The organism is Acinetobacter sp. CS-2 (genome assembly GCF_016599715.1).
Taxonomy (GTDB): domain Bacteria; phylum Pseudomonadota; class Gammaproteobacteria; order Pseudomonadales; family Moraxellaceae; genus Acinetobacter.
On the sequence record NZ_CP067019.1, the window covers coordinates 826,078 to 845,008 of the forward strand.

At 42.0% G+C, this 18,931-nt stretch carries 17 protein-coding genes and 1 tRNA gene; 9 read left to right on the forward strand and 9 right to left on the reverse strand.

What is annotated here, in order from left to right:
* Window positions 1–25: 25 nt before the first annotated feature.
* From gatB to gatC, 3 genes are read right to left on the reverse strand one after another with little or no spacing between them, the layout of a single operon-like run.
* Window positions 26–1,501, reverse strand: coding sequence for an Asp-tRNA(Asn)/Glu-tRNA(Gln) amidotransferase subunit GatB (gatB, locus tag JFY49_RS03795; protein ID WP_200223864.1), 1,476 nt, complete (start codon window positions 1,499–1,501; stop codon window positions 26–28).
* Window positions 1,501–2,979 (reverse strand): Asp-tRNA(Asn)/Glu-tRNA(Gln) amidotransferase subunit GatA, encoded by a 1,479-nt coding sequence (gatA, locus tag JFY49_RS03800; protein ID WP_200223866.1) that lies wholly within the window; start codon window positions 2,977–2,979, stop codon window positions 1,501–1,503. Before gatA ends, gatB begins: the two co-directional genes overlap by 1 nt.
* Before the next feature lie 52 nt (window positions 2,980–3,031).
* Complete coding sequence (gene gatC, locus JFY49_RS03805; RefSeq protein ID WP_086174772.1) at window positions 3,032–3,346, reverse strand: Asp-tRNA(Asn)/Glu-tRNA(Gln) amidotransferase subunit GatC; 315 nt, start codon at window positions 3,344–3,346, stop codon at window positions 3,032–3,034.
* A 132-nt stretch (window positions 3,347–3,478) separates the two neighbouring features.
* Here gatC and JFY49_RS03810 point away from each other — a divergent pair, with 132 nt between their 5' ends.
* The 6 genes from JFY49_RS03810 to JFY49_RS03835 all read left to right on the forward strand — a co-directional run bounded on the left by JFY49_RS03810 (window position 3,479) and on the right by JFY49_RS03835 (window position 8,233).
* Window positions 3,479–4,525: a rod shape-determining protein gene (locus JFY49_RS03810; RefSeq protein WP_086196910.1), complete on the forward strand. Its 1,047-nt coding sequence runs from the start codon at window positions 3,479–3,481 to the stop codon at window positions 4,523–4,525.
* A gap of 15 nt (window positions 4,526–4,540) precedes the next feature.
* Window positions 4,541–5,398: a rod shape-determining protein MreC gene (mreC, locus tag JFY49_RS03815; protein WP_086196909.1), complete on the forward strand. Its 858-nt coding sequence runs from the start codon at window positions 4,541–4,543 to the stop codon at window positions 5,396–5,398.
* Complete coding sequence (gene mreD / locus JFY49_RS03820) at window positions 5,385–5,876, forward strand: rod shape-determining protein MreD (RefSeq protein WP_200223868.1); 492 nt, start codon at window positions 5,385–5,387, stop codon at window positions 5,874–5,876. The genes mreC and mreD overlap by 14 nt, the downstream gene beginning before the upstream one ends.
* Window positions 5,864–6,430 carry a Maf-like protein gene (locus tag JFY49_RS03825; RefSeq protein ID WP_200223870.1) on the forward strand — a complete coding sequence of 189 codons (567 nt, stop codon included), beginning with the start codon at window positions 5,864–5,866 and terminating at the stop codon, window positions 6,428–6,430. The genes mreD and JFY49_RS03825 overlap by 13 nt, the downstream gene beginning before the upstream one ends.
* 42 nt (window positions 6,431–6,472) lie before the next feature.
* On the forward strand, window positions 6,473–7,927 hold the full coding sequence (gene rng / locus JFY49_RS03830) for a ribonuclease G (protein ID WP_200223871.1): 1,455 nt from the start codon (window positions 6,473–6,475) through the stop codon (window positions 7,925–7,927).
* Window positions 7,928–8,062: 135 nt separating this feature from the next.
* The gene (locus JFY49_RS03835; protein ID WP_086196905.1) at window positions 8,063–8,233 is read left to right on the forward strand and encodes a PA1571 family protein; all 171 of its coding nucleotides are present in this window, start codon (window positions 8,063–8,065) and stop codon (window positions 8,231–8,233) included.
* Window positions 8,234–8,310: 77 nt separating this feature from the next.
* On the opposite strand, the gene JFY49_RS03840 is transcribed toward JFY49_RS03835, so the two are convergent.
* Complete coding sequence (locus JFY49_RS03840; RefSeq protein ID WP_086196904.1) at window positions 8,311–9,696, reverse strand: WS/DGAT/MGAT family O-acyltransferase; 1,386 nt, start codon at window positions 9,694–9,696, stop codon at window positions 8,311–8,313.
* Window positions 9,697–9,863: 167 nt separating this feature from the next.
* Entirely contained in the window at window positions 9,864–10,595 is a 732-nt protein-coding gene (locus JFY49_RS03845) for a phosphoadenylyl-sulfate reductase (RefSeq protein WP_200223873.1), read from the reverse strand.
* A 199-nt stretch (window positions 10,596–10,794) separates the two neighbouring features.
* On the opposite strand from JFY49_RS03845, the gene thrH reads away from it, so the two are divergent.
* Window positions 10,795–11,412, forward strand: a complete 618-nt coding sequence (gene thrH, locus JFY49_RS03850) for a bifunctional phosphoserine phosphatase/homoserine phosphotransferase ThrH (RefSeq protein WP_086196902.1) — start codon at window positions 10,795–10,797, stop codon at window positions 11,410–11,412.
* 77 nt (window positions 11,413–11,489) lie between these two features.
* Here the strand turns inward: thrH and JFY49_RS03855 are convergent, their stop codons facing one another.
* Window positions 11,490–12,701 carry an OmpP1/FadL family transporter gene (locus JFY49_RS03855; protein ID WP_200223879.1) on the reverse strand — a complete coding sequence of 404 codons (1,212 nt, stop codon included), beginning with the start codon at window positions 12,699–12,701 and terminating at the stop codon, window positions 11,490–11,492.
* A 328-nt stretch (window positions 12,702–13,029) separates the two neighbouring features.
* On the reverse strand, window positions 13,030–14,328 hold the full coding sequence (locus tag JFY49_RS03860; protein ID WP_166171227.1) for an OmpP1/FadL family transporter: 1,299 nt from the start codon (window positions 14,326–14,328) through the stop codon (window positions 13,030–13,032).
* A 499-nt stretch (window positions 14,329–14,827) separates the two neighbouring features.
* Here JFY49_RS03860 and JFY49_RS03865 point away from each other — a divergent pair.
* A protein-coding gene (locus JFY49_RS03865; RefSeq protein ID WP_413784590.1) for an IS5 family transposase occupies window positions 14,828–15,600 on the forward strand; the annotation gives its coding sequence in 2 pieces (ribosomal slippage) (window positions 14,828–15,062 and window positions 15,062–15,600; 774 coding nt in all).
* A gap of 156 nt (window positions 15,601–15,756) precedes the next feature.
* On the opposite strand, the gene JFY49_RS03870 is transcribed toward JFY49_RS03865, so the two are convergent.
* Both JFY49_RS03870 and JFY49_RS03875 read right to left on the reverse strand, forming a co-directional pair.
* Window positions 15,757–15,829: transfer RNA gene (locus JFY49_RS03870), tRNA-Arg, on the reverse strand.
* 90 nt (window positions 15,830–15,919) lie between these two features.
* Complete coding sequence (locus JFY49_RS03875; protein WP_200223881.1) at window positions 15,920–17,275, reverse strand: amino acid permease; 1,356 nt, start codon at window positions 17,273–17,275, stop codon at window positions 15,920–15,922.
* A 326-nt stretch (window positions 17,276–17,601) separates the two neighbouring features.
* On the opposite strand from JFY49_RS03875, the gene prpF reads away from it, so the two are divergent.
* Window positions 17,602–18,792, forward strand: a complete 1,191-nt coding sequence (prpF, locus tag JFY49_RS03880; RefSeq protein ID WP_200223882.1) for a 2-methylaconitate cis-trans isomerase PrpF — start codon at window positions 17,602–17,604, stop codon at window positions 18,790–18,792.
* Window positions 18,793–18,931 lie beyond the last annotated feature (139 nt).

Below are 18,931 nucleotides of genomic sequence, written 5' to 3' on the forward strand. Positions count from 1 at the left end.
TTTTTTATTACAAAATTAATCAGTTTTAACCAATCAATTTTTTCATTAATTCATTTACTTGAGCAGGGTTAGCCTTACCACGTGATGCTTTCATCACCTGACCAACCAGACCGTTGAAAGCTTTCTCTTTACCAGATTTATACTCTTCAACCATCTTCTCGTTTGCAGCAAGTACTTCTTTAATAATCGCTTCAATCGCGCCAGTATCAGTTTCCTGTTTCAAGCCTTTCTCAGCAATAATTTCGTCCGCAGTTTTGCCTTCGTCCCACATAAAGCCGAACACTTGTTTCGCAATCTTACCGCTGATTGTATTGTCTACAATACGTGCAATCATGCCACCCAATTTCTCAGCAGAAACAGGAGAATCAGCCAAATCTAAGCCTGCTTTGTTGAGCGCCCCTGAGAATTCACCCATCACCCAGTTAGCCGCAATCTTACCTTGTGCAGCACCGCCAGCAGCTTTCACCACGTCTTCGTAAAACTCTGACATTTCACGAGTCAGTGTAAGAACGTGAGCATCATACTCAGTCACACCAAAGTCCGCCACGAAACGCGCACGACGTGCAGCAGGAAGCTCAGGCATAGTCGCTCGAATTGCTTCGATTTGCTCGTCTGCAATAATTACAGGCAACAGGTCTGGGTCTGGGAAGTAACGGTAGTCGTTCGCTTCTTCTTTAGAACGCATTGAACGCGTTTCCATTTTCACAGGGTCGAACAAACGTGTTTCTTGGTCAATCGTGCCGTCCCATTCCAGGATTTCCATTTGACGTTCAATTTCAACATTGATCGCTTGTTCAATGAAACGGAATGAGTTCAAGTTTTTCAATTCACAACGTGTACCGAATGGTTGACCCGGACGACGTAAAGACACGTTACAGTCGGCACGGAATGAACCTTCAGCCATGTTACCGTCAGAAATGCCTAACCAGCGTACCAGTGTGTGAATCGCTTTAATGTAGGCAACCGCTTCTTCAACCGAACGCATATCTGGCTCAGAGACGATTTCAAGTAAAGGCGTACCTGCACGGTTGAGGTCGATGCCTGACATACCTTCAAACTGGTCGTGGATCGATTTACCAGCATCTTCCTCTAAATGTGCACGTGTTACGCCAATGCGTTTTGTGGTGCCATCTTCAAGCTGGATGTCGATATGACCCAAGCCCACAATAGGGTTGTCCATCTGGCTGATCTGATAGCCTTTAGGTGAGTCAGGGTAGAAATAGTTTTTACGTGCAAATACAGATGCTTTGTCAATATACGCATCGATACCTAAACCAAAGCGGATCGCAAGATCAACCACTTCTTTGTTGAGTACTGGCAATACGCCTGGCATCGCTAAATCAACCAGGCTGGCTTGTGTATTTGGGTCTTGACCAAAAACAGTTGAAGAACCTGAGAAAATTTTAGTATTGGTTGCCAGCTGAGTGTGAATCTCGATACCAATAACGACTTCCCAACCATCAATCAGGTTTGACTTTGGTTTCTTTTGAGCTTGAGCCATTATGCGTTCTCCTCAGCAATTGCAGCGCGTTTTGTATGCCAATCCGTTGCTTGTTGATACTGATGTACCACAGACAACAATTGAGATTCTGACCAGTAGTTACCAATCAGCTGTAAGCCAACAGGTAAGTTATCTTTGTCAAAACCAACAGGCGCATTAATCGCAGGCAGACCTGCCAAGTTTACCGCGATAGTGTAAATGTCACCTAGGTACATTTCCACAGGCGACAGGTTGGCACCGATTCTGTAAGCCGTGGTTGGCGCAGAAGGGGCTGCAATCACATCGATATTTTCAAAAGCTTTCAGGAAGTCTTGTTGAATTAAACGACGGACTTTTTGTGCTTTCACGTAGTAAGCATCGTAGTAACCCGCAGAAAGCGCATAAGTACCGATCAAGATACGTTGCTGAACTTCTTTACCAAAACCTTCTGAACGAGAGCGTTTGTAAAGGTCCATAATGTCTTTCGGATCTTCACAGCGGTAGCCATAACGCACGCCATCAAAACGTGACAAGTTTGAAGATGCTTCAGCAGGGGCAATCAGGTAATAAGTTGGAACATAAGCTTCTGTCATGTTGAGGTCAATCTCAACCAACGTTGCGCCCATCTCTTCCAGTTTTTTCAGTGATTCTTCAACACGTGCTTTTACGTCTGCATCCAAGCCGTGAACATTGAAGTACTGTTTAGGAATACCAATGCGTAAACCTTTAACTGATGTGCCGTTCAGGTTTGCCACATAATCATCAACATCTTTGTTTACAGAAGTAGAATCTTTTGCGTCATGACCTGCCATCACGTTCATCAGGTAAGCACAGTCTTCAGCCGAACGCGCCATTGGACCGCCCTGATCCAGGGATGATGCATAGGCAATCATACCGAAACGAGAAACACGACCATAAGTTGGTTTCAGACCAGTCAAACCACAGAAAGAAGCCGGTTGACGGATCGAACCACCAGTATCGGTACCAGTTGAAAATGGTGCAAGGTCAGCCGCTACAGCCGCAGCAGAACCACCTGAAGAACCACCCGGAACGTGATCCAGTGCCCAAGGGTTTTTGGTCGCGCCAAAGTAAGATGACTCGGAAGTAGAACCCATGGCGAATTCGTCCATGTTCACTTTACCAAGAGTGACTAAGCCCGCAGCTTTACCTTTCGCTACAATGGTGGCGTCGTAAGGAGAGATAAAATTGTCCAGCATTTTAGAACCGGCAGTGGTTTTGATGCCTTGGGTACAGAAAATATCTTTATGTGCAATTGGAACACCTGTTAAGGCAGTTGTATTGCCGGCTTTAATTGCAGCATCAGCAGCATCTGCTTGGGCCAATGCCTGCTCGGCGGTTACAGTCACATAAGATTGTACTTGAGCATCGATTTTTTCAATGCGTTTTAAATAATGTTCAGTCAATTCGCGAGACGAAAATTTAGCCCCAGCTAAACCCTCGGAAAGTTCACGAATCGATAAGCGATGTAAATCTGTCATGAGAAATATTTCTTTACGTTTAATTTAATAAAATGATTTAACTGAATAAAGATTATTCAATCACACGCGGAACAAGGTACAAGCCATCTTGGGTTGCCGGTGCAACAGCTTGATATTCTTCACGATGATTTTCTTCAGAAACCACGTCTTCACGTAAGGGCTGTGGATGGTCAAATGGACTTTTAAGCGGCTCGACATTTTCAGTGTCAATGCCTTTTAAGGTTTCCATCATGCCTAAAATTTTATTTAGACTTTGAGCATATTCAGCAGATTGCGTATCATTTAGCGACAATCGGGCCAGATGTGCGATTGCTGAAACTGTTTTTGCATTTAAATCTGCAGAATGCTGTGCATCCGATGTAGACATAATATTACCTAATCAGTATTAAAAAAATTCAAAATATCGTGCGTTATAATAAGCGATTGACTTGTCCAAATCATCACATTTAGTTAAAGTTGCCACCTTGCGTCCACATAAAGTTTAATCGAGAACGTCTCCGTGATTCTAAAAAGACTAATTGGCTTGTTTTCGCCCGATCTAGCCATTGATTTAGGTACAGCAAATACACTTATTTATGCACCAGGACGAGGCATTATATTAAATGAACCGACGGTTGTGGCCATCCGTCACAGCGGTTCACAGAAAATCGTTGCCGCGGTTGGTCTTGATGCTAAACAAATGCTCGGTCGTACACCTGCAAATATTTCTGCAATCCGCCCGATGAAAGACGGGGTGATTGCCGATTTCGAAGTGACCGAAACCATGTTGAACCAGTTTATTGGTAAAGTACATGAAAAGCGTCTTTTCCCGCCTGCACCGCGTGTTGTAGTGTGTGTACCGTGTAAATCAACGCTGGTTGAGCGCCGTGCCATTCGTGAAGCGGTATTCAATGCTGGCGCACGTGATGTCCGCTTGATTGAAGAGCCAATGGCTGCTGCAATTGGTGCCGGTATGCCGGTTGAACAGGCCTGTGGTTCGATGGTGGTCGATGTGGGTGGTGGTACCACTGAAATCGCAATTATTTCATTGCAGGGCTGTGTTTACGCAGACTCACTCCGTATTGGTGGTGATGTATTTGATGAACAGATCATTAACTATGTACGTAAAGCACATGGCTGTGTGATTGGTGAAACCACTGCCGAAGTGATTAAAAAAGAAGTGGGTATGGCACTTCCGGATGAAGGCGCGAAGCCGCTGGAAATTGAAGTGCGTGGCCGTAACCTGGCTGAAGGTGTTCCTCGCGCCATTACGGTGACTTCAGACGAAATTACCCAAGCGATTTCAGACCCATTACAAAATATTGTCTCTGCGGTTAAATCTGCCCTTGAACAAACCCCGCCTGAATTGTCTTCTGACATTGCAGAACGTGGCATTGTGCTGACTGGTGGTGGCGCACTACTTCGTAACCTCGACAAACTTCTTGCGCAAGAAACCGGTTTGCCTGTGGTTGTGGCTGAAGATCCGTTGACTTGCGTGACTCGTGGTGGTGGCAAGGTTCTGGAATTCTTCGACAATCCAAATCACGACATGTTATTTGTAGGTTAAGTTAGGGACCAGGCGGTGCAAACACAACTGTTTTCTCGACAACCGCCATCTTTTCGCTCATTTATCATTGCGGTGATTACATGTCTGGTGGTGCTGTTTTTTAACTGGCGCATGCCACATGTGATTCAGCCCGCACGTGATGTCTTGTATGCGGCATATAATCCTATTTATGCCCTTGCAAGCTATCCGGTGTTATCGCGAGAATGGCTCAATCAACAAACCAAGTCTGAAGCCCAGTTACGTCGTGAAAATACCGCGATGCAAGCCGAGTTGTTACAGGCTCAGGTTCGTTTGCAAAAATTATCTGAACTTTCTGCCGAAAATACCCGTTTAAGAGGTCTGCTGGATACGCCTTTGATTATTGATGGCCGCATGGAAATTGCAGAAGTCATCGGTACAGATGCCGATCCGCTACGGCATATTATTGTGATTAACCGTGGTTCCAACAGTCAGCTCAAGGTCGGTCAAACCGTACTGGACGATAAAGGAATTATGGGGCAGATCATCAATGTCAATTCGCATAGTAGCCGTATTATGTTGCTATCCGATAAAGAACATTCTCTCTCTGTGCGTTTGGAACATACCGGGATGCGTGCCATTGTATCGGGTACAGGTGATTTAGGTCATTTGAAGATGGAATATGTTCCGACCAGTGCCAATGTCAAGGTCGGTGAAAAAGTGTATAGCTCAGGACTGGGCGCACATTTCCCTGCAGGCTATCTGGTCGGCACAGTGTCCAAAGTCAACCGGCATAATTCGGGTGAATTTGCCCAGATTGAAGTCATTCCAGCCGCACAATTGGCTGGTGGACATCATGTCGTTGTCCTTTTTTCTGATTCATTAGCGATGGAGCAGCCGCATGCCACTCGCTAAATTACGGGCTGAAAGCAATCGGGATCCTTTAATTGCCATTATTGTTTCAGTCATTGTCTGTTCGGTGCTGATGGTTTATCCATTGTCTTATGCCGTATCCGGTGCACGTCCCTTATTCATGTTGCTGCTCATGCTATTTTGGGTGATGTGCCAACCTACATGGTGCGGAATCTGGTTTGCCTTTGCCACCGGCATGTTTACCGACTTGCTGGTGGATGCCCCTTTAGGCATGAATGCACTAAGTTTTGTGTTGATTACCTTTATTGTCCGGTTTTTAACCCGTGAACGACGCATCATGACCTTTGGCAATCTCTGGGTGATTAGCTTTCTGGCAGTACTGGCACATTTATTTGTGATATGGATTGCCCAAACGATGGGTGGCCTGCAATTTTCCATTACCCGACACTGGCAGCCTTTATTGAGCAGTGTGCTGGTTTTCCCTGTCATGTATTTTATGCTTAAAAAATGGCGCGTTTAATTCTGGCTTCGAGTTCTCCACGGCGTCGGGAACTGCTGCAACAGTTAGGTTTAGAATTCGAGATTTATAGTCCGGATATCGATGAATCTATTCTTGACGGAGAAGATGTTGCCGCCTATGTCGAGCGTTTAGCCTGTAGCAAGGCTCAAGCTGTATTGGAGCAATTTCCGGATGCCATCGTCATCGCCGCTGACACCAGTTTAGGTGTGGATAATCAGATTTTAGGTAAACCTGAATCAAAACAACATGCTTTTGAAATGTGGCAGTGCATTTCCGGGCGCAAGCATGATGTCTTTTCAGGTGTTTGTGTGCGTACAAGAACAGAAAAATCAAGTATAGTGGTACGAACACGGGTTGAGTTTCAAAAGTTAAGTCTCAATGATATGGAAGATTATTGGGCAACAGGGGAACCCTTAGGCAAAGCGGGTGCTTATGCCATTCAAGGCATCGCAGCGCGTTATATTCCCCGTATCGAAGGCAGTTATAGCAATGTCGTGGGCTTGCCTTTACATGAAACCGTACAGTTATTACAGGCAGTTAAGGCACTAAATTAACTGACCTCAAAAAAGAATTTTTATAATGTTTTGAGTTTTATTATGTCTGACGAGTTGTTGATTAACGTCACACCTATGGAATGTCGTGTGGCCTTAATCCAGAACGGCACGGTCAATGAATTATTTGTTGAGCGTACGGTTAAGCGTGGATTGGTGGGCAATATTTATAAAGGCAAAGTGGTGCGTGTACTTCCGGGTATGCAGGCTGCTTTTGTCGATATTGGTCTTTCTCGAACCGCCTTCCTCCATATCAACGATATGGTCTGGCCCCGCAATCAACCGACCCCCAACGTTTTTGAACTGCTGCAACCCGGTCAGATTCTCACGGTGCAAGTGATGAAGGATATGCTGGGAACCAAAGGGGCGCGTCTTTCTACCGATCTTTCCATTCCTTCACGCTATCTGGTACTGATGCCTTATGGTCATCATATCGGGGTATCACAACGCATTGAATCAGAAGAAGAACGAGACCGGCTACGTTCGATGATCGAACGCATTCAAAGCGAGCATAAATTACCGGGCAGCGTCATTGTCCGTACTGCAGCAGAGGGGATTCCTGAAGCTGAAATTGCGCAGGATATGGCATATTTGGCCAAGCTTTGGGAATTTATTCAACGCAAGCAAAAAAGCATTGCCGTCCCTTCACTGATTTTTGAAGAACTGCCGCTGCCACAGCGAGTCATTCGTGATTTGGCCAATGAAGATACTTCTAAAATCTCTGTCGATTCACGCGAAATACATGCCAAGTTGCAAGAATTTGTGCAAGAGTTTGTGCCGAGCATGCAAGACCGGCTGGTTCACTATCCGGGTGAACGTCCTATTTTTGATTTATATAATGTTGAAGAAGATATTCAGAAGGCCCTGCAAACACGCGTAGCATTGAAGTCGGGTGGCTATTTGATGATCGACCAGACTGAAGCCATGACCACCATAGATGTCAATACCGGCTCCTATGTCGGTGGCCGGACTTTAGAAGACACCGTATTTAAAACCAATATGGAAGCGACTCAAGTCATTGCCCGTCAGCTACGCTTACGTAATTTGGGTGGCATCATCATCATCGATTTCATTGATATGCAGGAAGCGCAGCATCGTGAAGAAGTCATGAGCCAGTTTGAGCGTATGCTGGAGCGTGATCATGCCAAAACCAAAATTACCCAGGTTTCAGAACTGGGCTTGGTGGAAATGACCCGCAAGCGTACTCGTGAATCTTTAGAACACTTATTATGTGAATCATGTCCAACCTGTCAGGGACGGGGTTATGTAAAAACGGCAGAGACAGTGTGTTACGAGATTTTTCGGGAAATTTTAAGATATGCACGCGCTTTTGAATGTAAAAGTGGTTTTACTGTGGTGGCACACCCTTTGGTGATTGACCGATTGTTAACAGCGGAAGCACCTGCAGTGGCCGATTTAGAGCACTTTATAGGGCGTATCATCAAATTTCAGGTGGAAAATCTGTATACGCAAGAGCAATACGATATCATTCTGAGCTGAAATTGTAACAGAATATCGTTAAACACTTGTTACATCTGAAATTTTACTTTTTAAGCTTAATTTTGAATACTAGTCATACACAAGTAGCCAAAGCCAAAATCTCCCAGTTTAGGTTTAGCAAACAAGAGGTATGACATGAGTATAAGCCAAGTAGCAGTTCAACAAAATACGAAAGTTACAGATAATAAAATGAGCCAAAATGGTTATATCGTCAATGAGCAGGGTAAAGAAGTTCAAATTACAGCTGCCATGATTCATTCAGTTTGTCATCAACTATTAAATCAATGTCGTGCAATTAAGAATTAATTTCGTGCAATAGAAAATAAAGGGACCTCTAAAAGGTCCCTTTATTTTATTTATTATTCACTCTTTTGAAGCTGCGGTTAACTCACCGCTTTTAACTTTTTTGGTGGAATATCTTGACCTACAATTTCTTCAAAGCGCTGAATTTCATCTTCCAGGTGCGTGAGCAAGTTTTGCATTTTCGGTAAGGCATTACGACAACCGGTTAAGCCCACTTCCAGTTTATCTAGATAGCTGGTCATGGTAATATTCAGTGCCTGTCCATCCAGGACAATTGAAGCTGGATAGAGTGCATCCAGTTTTGCACCATTCCAGTATAGCGGTTCGCGTGGCCCTGGCACGTTAGAAATCACAATATTGAACGCTTGGCGTTTTGGCATCATTCCCGAGACAATATTTAAACCTGCTGCACCGTAAACTAATGCGCTATAGTTTAAAATTTGATTTGAATTCATGCGTTTGAACCGCTGCTTGGCATTTAACACACTACGGCGAATAATTTGCAGGCGTTCTAAAGGCGTATCTTTATGTGTGCCCAGATTAGCCAAAATCATGGTAATACGGTTTGAAACTTCAGAATCATCATCACGAATTGAAGCAGGAACCATAGCAATCAGCGGTTTTTTCGGCAATGCGTGATGACTGATCAAATACTCACGCAGTGCGCCAGAACAGATGGCCAAGACTACATCATTGATGGTGACACCCAGTGCTTTTGCGATTTTGCTTAAGCGGCCCAATTCAAAGGATTGTGCGGCAAAACGGCGTGATGAACTGACTCGCTGATTTAAAATGCTGCTGGGTGCCTGGAAGCTGGAAACATAGTCAGGATTGCGCCCCATATCTTTGCAGATGGTTTGCGATAGTTCATACATGACTTTAGGGGTCGCTTCAAATTGTGATTTTACAGCCCCCATGACTTTCTTTATACGACTTGCTTTCGGTTCTTTTAATCGTTTAGCACGAGGACCTTCGACACACCAGAGTGGCACAATACTCTTGGCTTCTGGATCATAGGATAGTGATTTTTCTACTAAACGCATACCGGCAATACCATCAACCATAGCATGGTGAATTTTAAAGTACATGGCAAAGCGGTTGCCTTCAATGCCTTCAATAATGTTGCAGGTCCAGAGTGGTTTGGCACGATCAAGCAGTGCGCTATGTTCTTGTGAAATATAAGTCAGTAATTCACGGATTCGACCCGGGTGCGGTAGTGCAATGTGGCGGAAATGATGGTCTAGATCAAATTCCTGGTCTTCATCCCAAAATAGGCCATTGAGTTTATTATTAAAAGGCGCAACAGGAAGACATTTGGATTTACGAATATCAGCAACGAGGTCTTGAATAAATGTATCAGGTGCATTGTCAGGAATTTGAAACAGGAACAGCCCACCGACGTGCATCGGTTGCTGACGCTTTTCAAGCGACAGAAAAATAAAATCAATTGGGTGTAATGGACGCATAGCGTTGAATGCCTCACTGCAATTTTGTGCCTGTTCTTATATGAACAGGCTTGTTAGAATTATATAAAAGAGTGTTTTTAGTATATCTTTTTTCAAAAAGAAATGAACTGCTTTATGTGTAATGATAAGTTAAAAAAATCACTGAATAACAGTGATTTTTTTAACTATTATTTTAAATTTCCTGCATGTAACCCGCATTCTTTATGGGTCGCTTCTTCCCACCACCAGCGGCCTTCACGTTCATGCTGATTTGGCAATACAGGACGGGTGCAGGGCTCACAACCAATCGAAATAAAGCCACGCTCATGCAACGGATTATAAGGAATTTCCATCATGCGGATATAGTTCCACACGTCGGAACTTGACCAGTTTGCCAAAGGATTATACTTAATCAGCTGTTTTCCTGAACCTGAAAAACCAGCATCTGCTTGCACCACTGGAATTTCATTACGAGTCCCCGGACTTTGATCTTTACGTTGACCGGTAATCCAGCCATCCAGTGTAGCCAGCTTTTTGCGTAAGGGTTGAACTTTACGGATACCGCAACATTCCTGATGGCCATCCTGATAGAAGCTGAAAAAACCTTTTTCAGTCACCAGTTCTTGCATCGCTTCTGTTTCAGGGAAACAAATTTCGATCTCAATATTATAATGTTTACGGACCTGGTCGATAAATTGATAGGTTTCTGCATGTAAACGACCTGTATCGAGACTGAAGACACGAAAAGGTTTGCCCAAATGAGAAGCCATATCAATTAAAACCACATCTTCAGCACCTGAAAATGAAATGGCAATTTCACCTTCTTGACTTAAAGCAAGTTCCAGAATCTCGCTGGGAGATTTATCGGCATATTCAGATGCAAGTGCATCAACAAGGTCAATGGTAGGGATTGTAGTCATGACAGTTCCTGGCGTATAGGCTTGGACACTTAAAAACCTATATTAGTTTAATTCACAATGATTTTAATGGAATTGAAATAATCTGCTTAGCACTAAAAAATAAATGCTTATGAATAAAATAGATTTAAAAAACAGCCCCTGAAATCTCTATTTTTAAGCTATCATAATGCAAAATTTTTTACTGACATTGGGAGAGCCCATGGAAATCGTATGTCTTGATCTTGAAGGGGTGTTGGTTCCGGAAATTTGGATTAACTTTGCCAAGAAAACTGGAATTAAAGCGTTGGAAGCCACTACACGTGATATTCCAGACTACGATGTGTTAATGACGCAGCGCCTGAATATCTTAAAAGAGCATGGTTTAGGCTTAAATGATATTCAGGAAGTAATTGCAGAGATGGGGCCTTTCCCTGGGGCAAAAGAATTTGTGAAATGGGTGAGTACACATTTTCAATTGATTATTCTTTCCGATACGTTCTATGAGTTTGCTCATCCTTTAATGAAGCAACTGGATTGGCCAACCATTTTCTGTCACAAGTTAGAAACTGATGAAAATGGTATGATCACAGCTTATAAACTTCGTCAGCCGGATCAAAAACGCCAAGCAGTTAAAGCCCTGCATGGTTTGAACTTCCGTGTGATTGCCGCAGGCGATTCTTATAACGATACTACGATGCTGGGCGAAGCAGACCACGGTTTCTTGTTTGATGCACCGGAAAATGTCATTGCTGAATTCCCTCAGTTCCCACCGATTCACGGTTATGACGCGTTAAAAGAAGCAATTCGTAATGCTTCAGTACGTAATATTCCAGCTTAATATTTTTTAAGTTTATGCAATAAAAAGAAAAGGCGCCAATGGCGCCCTTTCTTTTTTAATCCTAATTTTTAATGCAATTAGAAGCGGTAACCGATTTTCAGACCATAACCCATTGCATGGTTATCAGTGAAATCAGCTTTTATAGCGCCGCCAGTTTGAGCTTGAGCATCGCCTAGCCAGAAGTATTTAACCCCAGCTTGAATAAAGTAGTTTTCTGCAGGACTGTATTGTCCACCTAGACCAACACTCCAATAGCCTTCAGTTGGGCCTAAAGTAGTTACAGGGTTGCCTGCGCCAGAATCGTAGCCTACAGCTGCTGTACCCGCCCACTTACTATTGAATTTATGTGAAAGACCTGTAGTTACAGAGTATTGATCGTTTGAGTAATCAATCAGGTTTTGCGCTTTGCCTTTTGCAAATGTAGATGCTTGAGCTAACAATTCAGGTTTAACTGCGAATTGATCCCAATGTACCCAGCGTAAGTTTGCAAATGCTAAAGTGTTTGCGGCAATACCTGTTTGTAAATCAATATTTACAGATTGAGGCGTTGTAGCATCAAGTATGCTTTCTTTGTAGCCTAAAGTTGATAAAAATGGTTTGTAAGGACTATATGGATGGCCTGTTGCAGGAATGCTTGCACCAAGAGCAGCTAAATTACTTGTTTCTGTAGCATTAGCTTTATGTTTGATTTCTGAACGATAAGTTACAGCAGCCTTTAAGGCTATTTCTGGGATTTGATAAGCAAATCCAGCTAACCAACCATACGCTTGTTTTTGATCAACTTTAATGTTGTAACCACTTAATAATGAATAAGCTGCACCACGTAATTTAATATCAGCCTCAACAGTTTGCCAAACCGGACCTGCATAAAAATTCCAGTTTGCTGTTGGTTGATAACCAATCAAAGCAGTTAAATTATTAGTACGGACTTCTACTTTTGTACCTTCTTTAAGTGTTGGGTCTGAGAAGTCTGAACCGTCAACTTGATAAGTAGCATCTGCACCATAAGGTTGGTCGTATAAAAGACCTAGGGAAATTTTATCTGTGGCTTGAACTTTAATGGCAGCAGAGGGGAAAGAGTAGTCATCTCCCATATCACCGACATGATGGCCACTTCGATCTTTACCTTTAACATCCGGATCTAGAACGGAAATTCCAGCTTCGGCATAATTTCCGGGTTGTAAAAATGCGGTGATAGATTGACCAGAACGGTCTAGACCAGCGGCAAATACTGAAGCAGATGGAAGTAAGCTAATTAAAACTGCTGAATATATCTTGTTGAGCTTCATGGTTCTTTCCCTGATGCCATTTTGTAACTAAAAGTGCTGGAAAAGTAACATAAATAAAAAAAGAGTAAATACTCTGCTAGAGTTTAATAATTGACTTGTAAGCACACAAATGATGCTTGATAGAGTAATAATTCTATTTTTGTTAAATTATCTTTATGATTTTTAAATAAAAAGAAAATTATGAAGAATGGAGTAAATTTCAAAATAAAAAATTAACCGTTTGATGGAAAATACAGCTATTAATTTATAAATGTATATTAAATGCTAATTACTGAATGAAAAAAAGACCATTGCGAACAATGGTCTTTTATTGTTTGGTTAAATAAAATTAGAAGCGGTAACCAATTTTTAAGCCGTATGCAAGTGCATTGTTGTCTTCAAAGCTAGCAACTGTATTAGGAGTACCAAATTGTGCGCCAGATTGTGCTTTAGCATCACCTAACCAGAAGTATTTCACACCACCCGCGATGAAGTAGTTTGGTGCTGGACTGAATTGTAAACCTAAACCAACATTCCAGTAACCTTCTGTTGGACCAAGGGTAGATACTGGATTGCCTGCACCAGTATCATAACCTACGGAAACGTTACCAGCCCATTGCTCATTCAGTTTACGACCAACACCAACAGTTGCAGAAATTTGATCATCGGAATATGCAACTAAATCAAAGCCATTTGGTTTTCCAGTTGAAGCTACAACAGGTGCTTGTACACTAGCTGTACCAAATTTAGGTGGGCGAATGGAGAAGTTAGACCATTCAACCCAGCGTACATTAGCAAATGCTACGGTATCTGCCATGATGCCGGTTTGGAAATCCAAGTTAACAGATTGTGGTGTCGTGATTGAAGTACTTGAATTTGGTTGTAGGTTAAGACCAGCAAATAAACCTGTATTAAAAGTTTCGGTGGTTTTTGCATCATGGTCAATTTCAGAACGATAGGTTAAAGATGCTTTGAGAGCAATATCAGGAATTTGATAAGCAAAACCAGCTAACCAACCGACTGAACCGTCTTCTTCCATATTGGCATTATAAGAGCCAAATGTACTGCTACCGCCATATGCTAGACCACGTAATTGAACGTCACCTTCAACAGTTTGATAAACTGGACCTGCATAAAAATTTAAATTTTTATTTGGTTGGAAACCAAATAGCATTGATATATTTTGTGTTTTTACTTCAACTTTAGTTGATTCAGAACCATTATGGAATAAACCTTGACCTTGAAATGCGGCTAATGCACCTGGTAGTACAGCAGGTGAACTTGAGTCTGTGGCTGAATAAGTTGCATCAGCTCCGAAAGGCTGATCGTAAATTAAGCCAAAAGAGAAATTATCAGTAAGCTGTAATTTTAATGCTGCGCTTGGAAAATAATAATCATCTCCCATATCTGATAAGTTTGTATTTTGAAGCCCAATAGCACTTGCTGGAGCTGCTGGGTTTGGAGTATATCCATTATTTACTTTACCTGAAACATTTGGATCTAAAACAGAAATACCCGCTTCGAAATAGTTACCCGGTTGTAGGAAGGCTGAAATAGATTGACCTGAGCGATCTAGTGCAGCTGCAAATGCACCTGTCATTGGTACTGTTGCAAGAATCATTGCGGTACTAAGAGTTTTTAATTTCATTTTGTGTCTTTCCTTGAGGTACAAATTTTATTACGGCTGATTTGTGTTTTTGAATGCGCTAAATTTATTTTCCTAATATCAGTTATATAACCAGATATCATTTGTTACTCCATGTGACAAAAATAGCACAATAAAAAAAAGAGTAAATGCTCTATAAAAAACTATAGAGTTTAAAAAATGAACGTATTAGAGTTTTTAGTCTAAATTTATACTAATAGTTTATTTTAAATAATTGAAAAATAATAAATTAAATTTAATTGATAATTATTTTGTTTGAATATTTATTTGATTAAAAAGTGATCATTTATCATAAAAAGTATCATATTTTTATGTGATAGAGTTCTCTTTTTAAGCGTAATAATTGAAATTAAAAAAACAGGAGGTCAGGAAATTTAATTTTTTAAATATTTTTTATTATTAGGGCGTGTCCTCATTTGAAGAATTGGTTTTAAATACTTAAAATCCTCCTTTAAGCTCTTTTCATTTCTATATTTTTTCAATGGCACGTACTCTTCTCACCGATGATATTTGGCAGCAAATTCAAGATACTATGCGATTACACGGTTGTTACTGTTCAAAAAACAGTAGAAATATCATGGAAGCCATTTTATGGAAACTACGTACGGGTGCGACATGGCGTGATATTCCTCAAGAACTTTGCCCTTGGCAAACTGCTTACAATCGCTTTAATCGCTGGGCAAGTAAGGGATTATGGGATAAATTTTTTTTAGATTACGAGGCATTCTGGATCAGGAATGGGTATTCATTGATGGAAGCTACATACGCGTGCATCAACATGCAAGTGGAGCTCGGCATGGTTTCGAAAGAGCAATTGGACAATCACGCGGTGGACGAACAACAAAAATACATCTTGCAGCCGACGCGAATGGATTACCGATTGATTTTAAAATCACTGGGGGTGATGTCCACGACAGTCAAGTTGCAAAACAACTGATTGATATTGTAGGCGAGGCAACTTATCTTATTGCTGACAAGGGGTATGATGCTAAGCACATTAGAATATGTGCCAACAAGAACAAGAACAAGAACAAGAACAAGAATATGATTCCCATTATTCCATTGAGATCAAACAGTAAGAGATCGAATAAGGAATTTGATAAATATCTATATAAATTAAGACATTTAGTTGAAAATGCTTTTGCGAGATTAAAACATTTCCGTGCTATTGCAACTCGATTTGATAAACTAGCACGCAATTATAAATCTATGATCCGTATAGCCTGCATATTTATTTGGTGCAAAGCCAAATGAGGACACGCCCTAATTGCTATTTGGAAATTTTAAAACACTTGTATCATTAACTGACTAAGGGAAAGTTTAAATATAGATAGTTAGGAAAACGAGATCTGGCAAGCTGGATAGGGCTTTAGATTATTTTTATTAAACATTCTAGGGTGAAAAGTATTGTGCGCCCTGCGGGAGTCGAACCCACGTCGGTCGCTTAGGAGGCAACTGCTCTATCCAGTTAAGCTAAGGGCGCAATGCGCAGCTAATGTAGCGCAAATACAGGTAAAAAAAAAGTTATTGTCGAAACAATAACTTTTTAAAATGATTTAAACGAATTTTATGTTTAAGATTTCTTCGTCTTTAGGCTTTTAAATAGGCCAAACATCAGCACTATCCAGACGGGAATCATCAATACGGATTCTTTAAAACCTTGGGTCCACATAATATAAAGTACTGTCGCAATAAAGATCAGTACCACATAATTACTGACAGGAGCCCAGAGTGCAGGGAACTTGGTTTGAATCGCAGCGTTTTTGACAGCCTGTTTGAATTTCAAATGTGTCAAACTAATCATGGCCCAGTTGAGTACCAAGGCACCTACGACCACATACATCAAGTGGCCCAAAGCGTCTTCTGGGACAAAGTAGTTTAAAAGCACACAACCGAAAATGAGCAGGGCTGAGAATAAAACAGCAGGAATAGGCACACCTTGTTTATTTACTTTCATGAACGCTTTCGGTGCATTGCCTTGCTGTGCCAGACCATACAGCATACGGCTATTGGCATACATACCGCTGTTATAAACAGACAGTGCCGCAGTCAAGATAATGAAATTGAGTAGATGTGCTGCCCAGCCAATTCCGAGTTGACTGAAAATCATTACAAATGGACTTTTATCCATACCACCCAGTTCCAGCTGGTTCCAAGGTACTAAGGATAAAAGAATCGTGAGTGAGCCAATATAGAAAATCAGAATACGGAACACGACCTGGTTAATGGCCTTAGGAATGGTCTTTTCCGGGTCTTTGGCTTCTGCAGCCGCCATACCAATCAGTTCAATACCGCCAAAGGCGAACATGAGGAAAGCCAGCATATAGAACAGGCCTTCAAAACCATTCGGGAAGAAACCGCCATGTGACCAAAGATTGCTAAATGAAGAGGTTGATCCTGCATCTGCGGTCAGTAATAAATACAGGCCGAAAACAATCATGGAAATCACGGCAGTCACTTTAACAATGGAAAGCCAGAATTCGGATTCGCCATAAAACTTGACATTGCCGAGATTGACCAAAGTAATGACAATGAAAAAGAACAGTACCGAAGCCCATGCAGGAATATGCGGCCACCAGTAATTAATATATTTGGCGACTGCAGTCAGTTCAGTCATGGCAACCAGAACGTACAAAATCCAGTAATTCCAGCCCGCCAGGAAGCCCGGGAATTTGCCCCAATATTTAAAGGCAAAGTGGCTAAATGATCCTGCTACAGGCTCATGAACAATCATTTCGCCCAGTTGGCGCATGATTAAAAAGGCGATTAAACCACCAATGGCATAACCCAAGATGATGGAAGGACCAGCAGATTGGATGACCTGTGCGGAACCTAAGAATAAGCCTGTCCCAATTGCACCGCCCATGGCGATCAGTTGGATATGACGGTTCTTTAAGCCACGCTGAAGTTTGGAAGACTCGTTGTTCAAAGTATTCAGCCCGACAATGTGTAAGGAAAGGATTGAAATGGATTGTAATAGATTGAAATGTATAAGCCTAGTACGGGCTCTAGAGAGGGATTGTTAAAAAATAATCATATAAAAAATATTTTATATATTCCTATTTTGAATCAATAAATTAATTTTATTTTTTAATACATAAAATAAAATAATGTAAATGATTAAAAAAAGTTTAGTATTCGTTTTTTATACTTAAGTCAAGAAAGCATCTATTTCATAAAAAAATCGCTATGATACTTTTTAGCATTTTGCTGACGGCGATGTACAACAACGATAAATGAAAGGATAAAAGAGAAATGAGTTTTGCTCCACAAATCAAGATTCCAGCAACTTATATGCGTGGCGGTACCAGTAAAGGGGTGTTCTTTAAACTGGATGACTTGCCACAAGCTGCACAGCAGGCTGGAAAAGTACGTGATCAGTTATTGCTGCGAGTGATTGGAAGCCCTGATCCATATGGCAAGCAGATTGATGGCATGGGTGGAGCAACTTCAAGTACCAGTAAAACCGTGATTTTGGCCAAAAGTGCCCAACCAGATCATGATGTCGATTATTTATTTGGACAGGTTTCGATTGATCAGCCTTTTGTTGACTGGAGCGGTAACTGCGGTAACTTAACGGCTGCGGTGGGTTCATTTGCCATTTCCAATGGCCTGGTCAGTGCAGAACGTATTCCGGAAAATGGCATTTGTATAGTTCGTATCTGGCAAGCCAATATTGAAAAAACCATTATTGCCCATGTGCCGATCACCAATGGACAGGTGCAGGAAACTGGTGATTTTGAGCTGGATGGGGTGACTTTCCCGGCAGCTGAAGTTGCCATTGAATTTCTGGACCCGGCTGATGATGGTGAAGAGGGCGGAGCCATGTTCCCGACGGGGAATGTCGTAGATACCCTGGAAGTACCGGAAATTGGAGCTTTCCAGGCGACCTTTATTAATGCTGGTATTCCGACCATCTTTTTAAATGCTGAAGATATTGGCTATGAGGGTACAGAATTACAGGATGCTATCAATAGCGATGCTCAGGCACTGGCACGTTTTGAAACCATCCGCGCTTATGGCGCAAAACAGATGGGTCTGATTCAGGATATTTCCGAAGCGGAAAAGCGCCAGCATACCCCGAAAATTGCCTTTGTATCGAAACCTAAAGCCTACACATCTTCAAGCGGTAAAGACATTCAAACCACTGATGTCGATTTGCTGGTGCGTGCCTTGTCGATGGGCAAACTGCATCATGCCATGATGGGAACGGCTGCAGTGGCGATCGGTACAGCTGCTGCGATTCCTGGAACTTTGGTTAATCTGGCAGCAGGTGGCGGAGTACGTGAAGCGGTACGCTTCGGACATCCATCAGGTACCTTAAGAGTCGGCGCACAAGCTGTTCAGGAAAATGGACAATGGGTAGTCAAAAAAGCTGTCATGAGCCGCAGTGCGCGGGTACTGATGGAAGGCTGGGTCCGAATCCCGGAAGATAGCTTGAAATAGCAAACAAGATAGAGAATCTTGCGAGAAAGCAGTATTATGCTGCTTGTCATTGATCAATAAGTTAGCCTGATTAAAGCTTAAACGATGATGACGGTTCAATTCTCATGTAGGTGAGGAATCGCAAGTTCTCTGTCGAAGG

What these genes read in the sequence shown, in the direction of transcription:
- gatB (WP_200223864.1), bottom strand. Translation starts at nt 1,501, where the DNA reads ATGGCTCAAGCTCAAAAGAAACCAAAGTCAAACCTGATTGATGGTTGG.
- gatA (WP_200223866.1), bottom strand. Translation starts at nt 2,979, where the DNA reads ATGACAGATTTACATCGCTTATCGATTCGTGAACTTTCCGAGGGTTTA.
- gatC (WP_086174772.1), bottom strand. Translation starts at nt 3,346, where the DNA reads ATGTCTACATCGGATGCACAGCATTCTGCAGATTTAAATGCAAAAACA.
- mreD (WP_200223868.1), top strand. Translation starts at nt 5,385, where the DNA reads ATGCCACTCGCTAAATTACGGGCTGAAAGCAATCGGGATCCTTTAATT.
- JFY49_RS03825 (WP_200223870.1), top strand. Translation starts at nt 5,864, where the DNA reads ATGGCGCGTTTAATTCTGGCTTCGAGTTCTCCACGGCGTCGGGAACTG.
- rng (WP_200223871.1), top strand. Translation starts at nt 6,473, where the DNA reads ATGTCTGACGAGTTGTTGATTAACGTCACACCTATGGAATGTCGTGTG.
- JFY49_RS03835 (WP_086196905.1), top strand. Translation starts at nt 8,063, where the DNA reads ATGAGTATAAGCCAAGTAGCAGTTCAACAAAATACGAAAGTTACAGAT.
- JFY49_RS03840 (WP_086196904.1), bottom strand. Translation starts at nt 9,696, where the DNA reads ATGCGTCCATTACACCCAATTGATTTTATTTTTCTGTCGCTTGAAAAG.
- JFY49_RS03845 (WP_200223873.1), bottom strand. Translation starts at nt 10,595, where the DNA reads ATGACTACAATCCCTACCATTGACCTTGTTGATGCACTTGCATCTGAA.
- thrH (WP_086196902.1), top strand. Translation starts at nt 10,795, where the DNA reads ATGGAAATCGTATGTCTTGATCTTGAAGGGGTGTTGGTTCCGGAAATT.
- JFY49_RS03855 (WP_200223879.1), bottom strand. Translation starts at nt 12,701, where the DNA reads ATGAAGCTCAACAAGATATATTCAGCAGTTTTAATTAGCTTACTTCCA.
- JFY49_RS03860 (WP_166171227.1), bottom strand. Translation starts at nt 14,328, where the DNA reads ATGAAATTAAAAACTCTTAGTACCGCAATGATTCTTGCAACAGTACCA.
- prpF (WP_200223882.1), top strand. Translation starts at nt 17,602, where the DNA reads ATGAGTTTTGCTCCACAAATCAAGATTCCAGCAACTTATATGCGTGGC.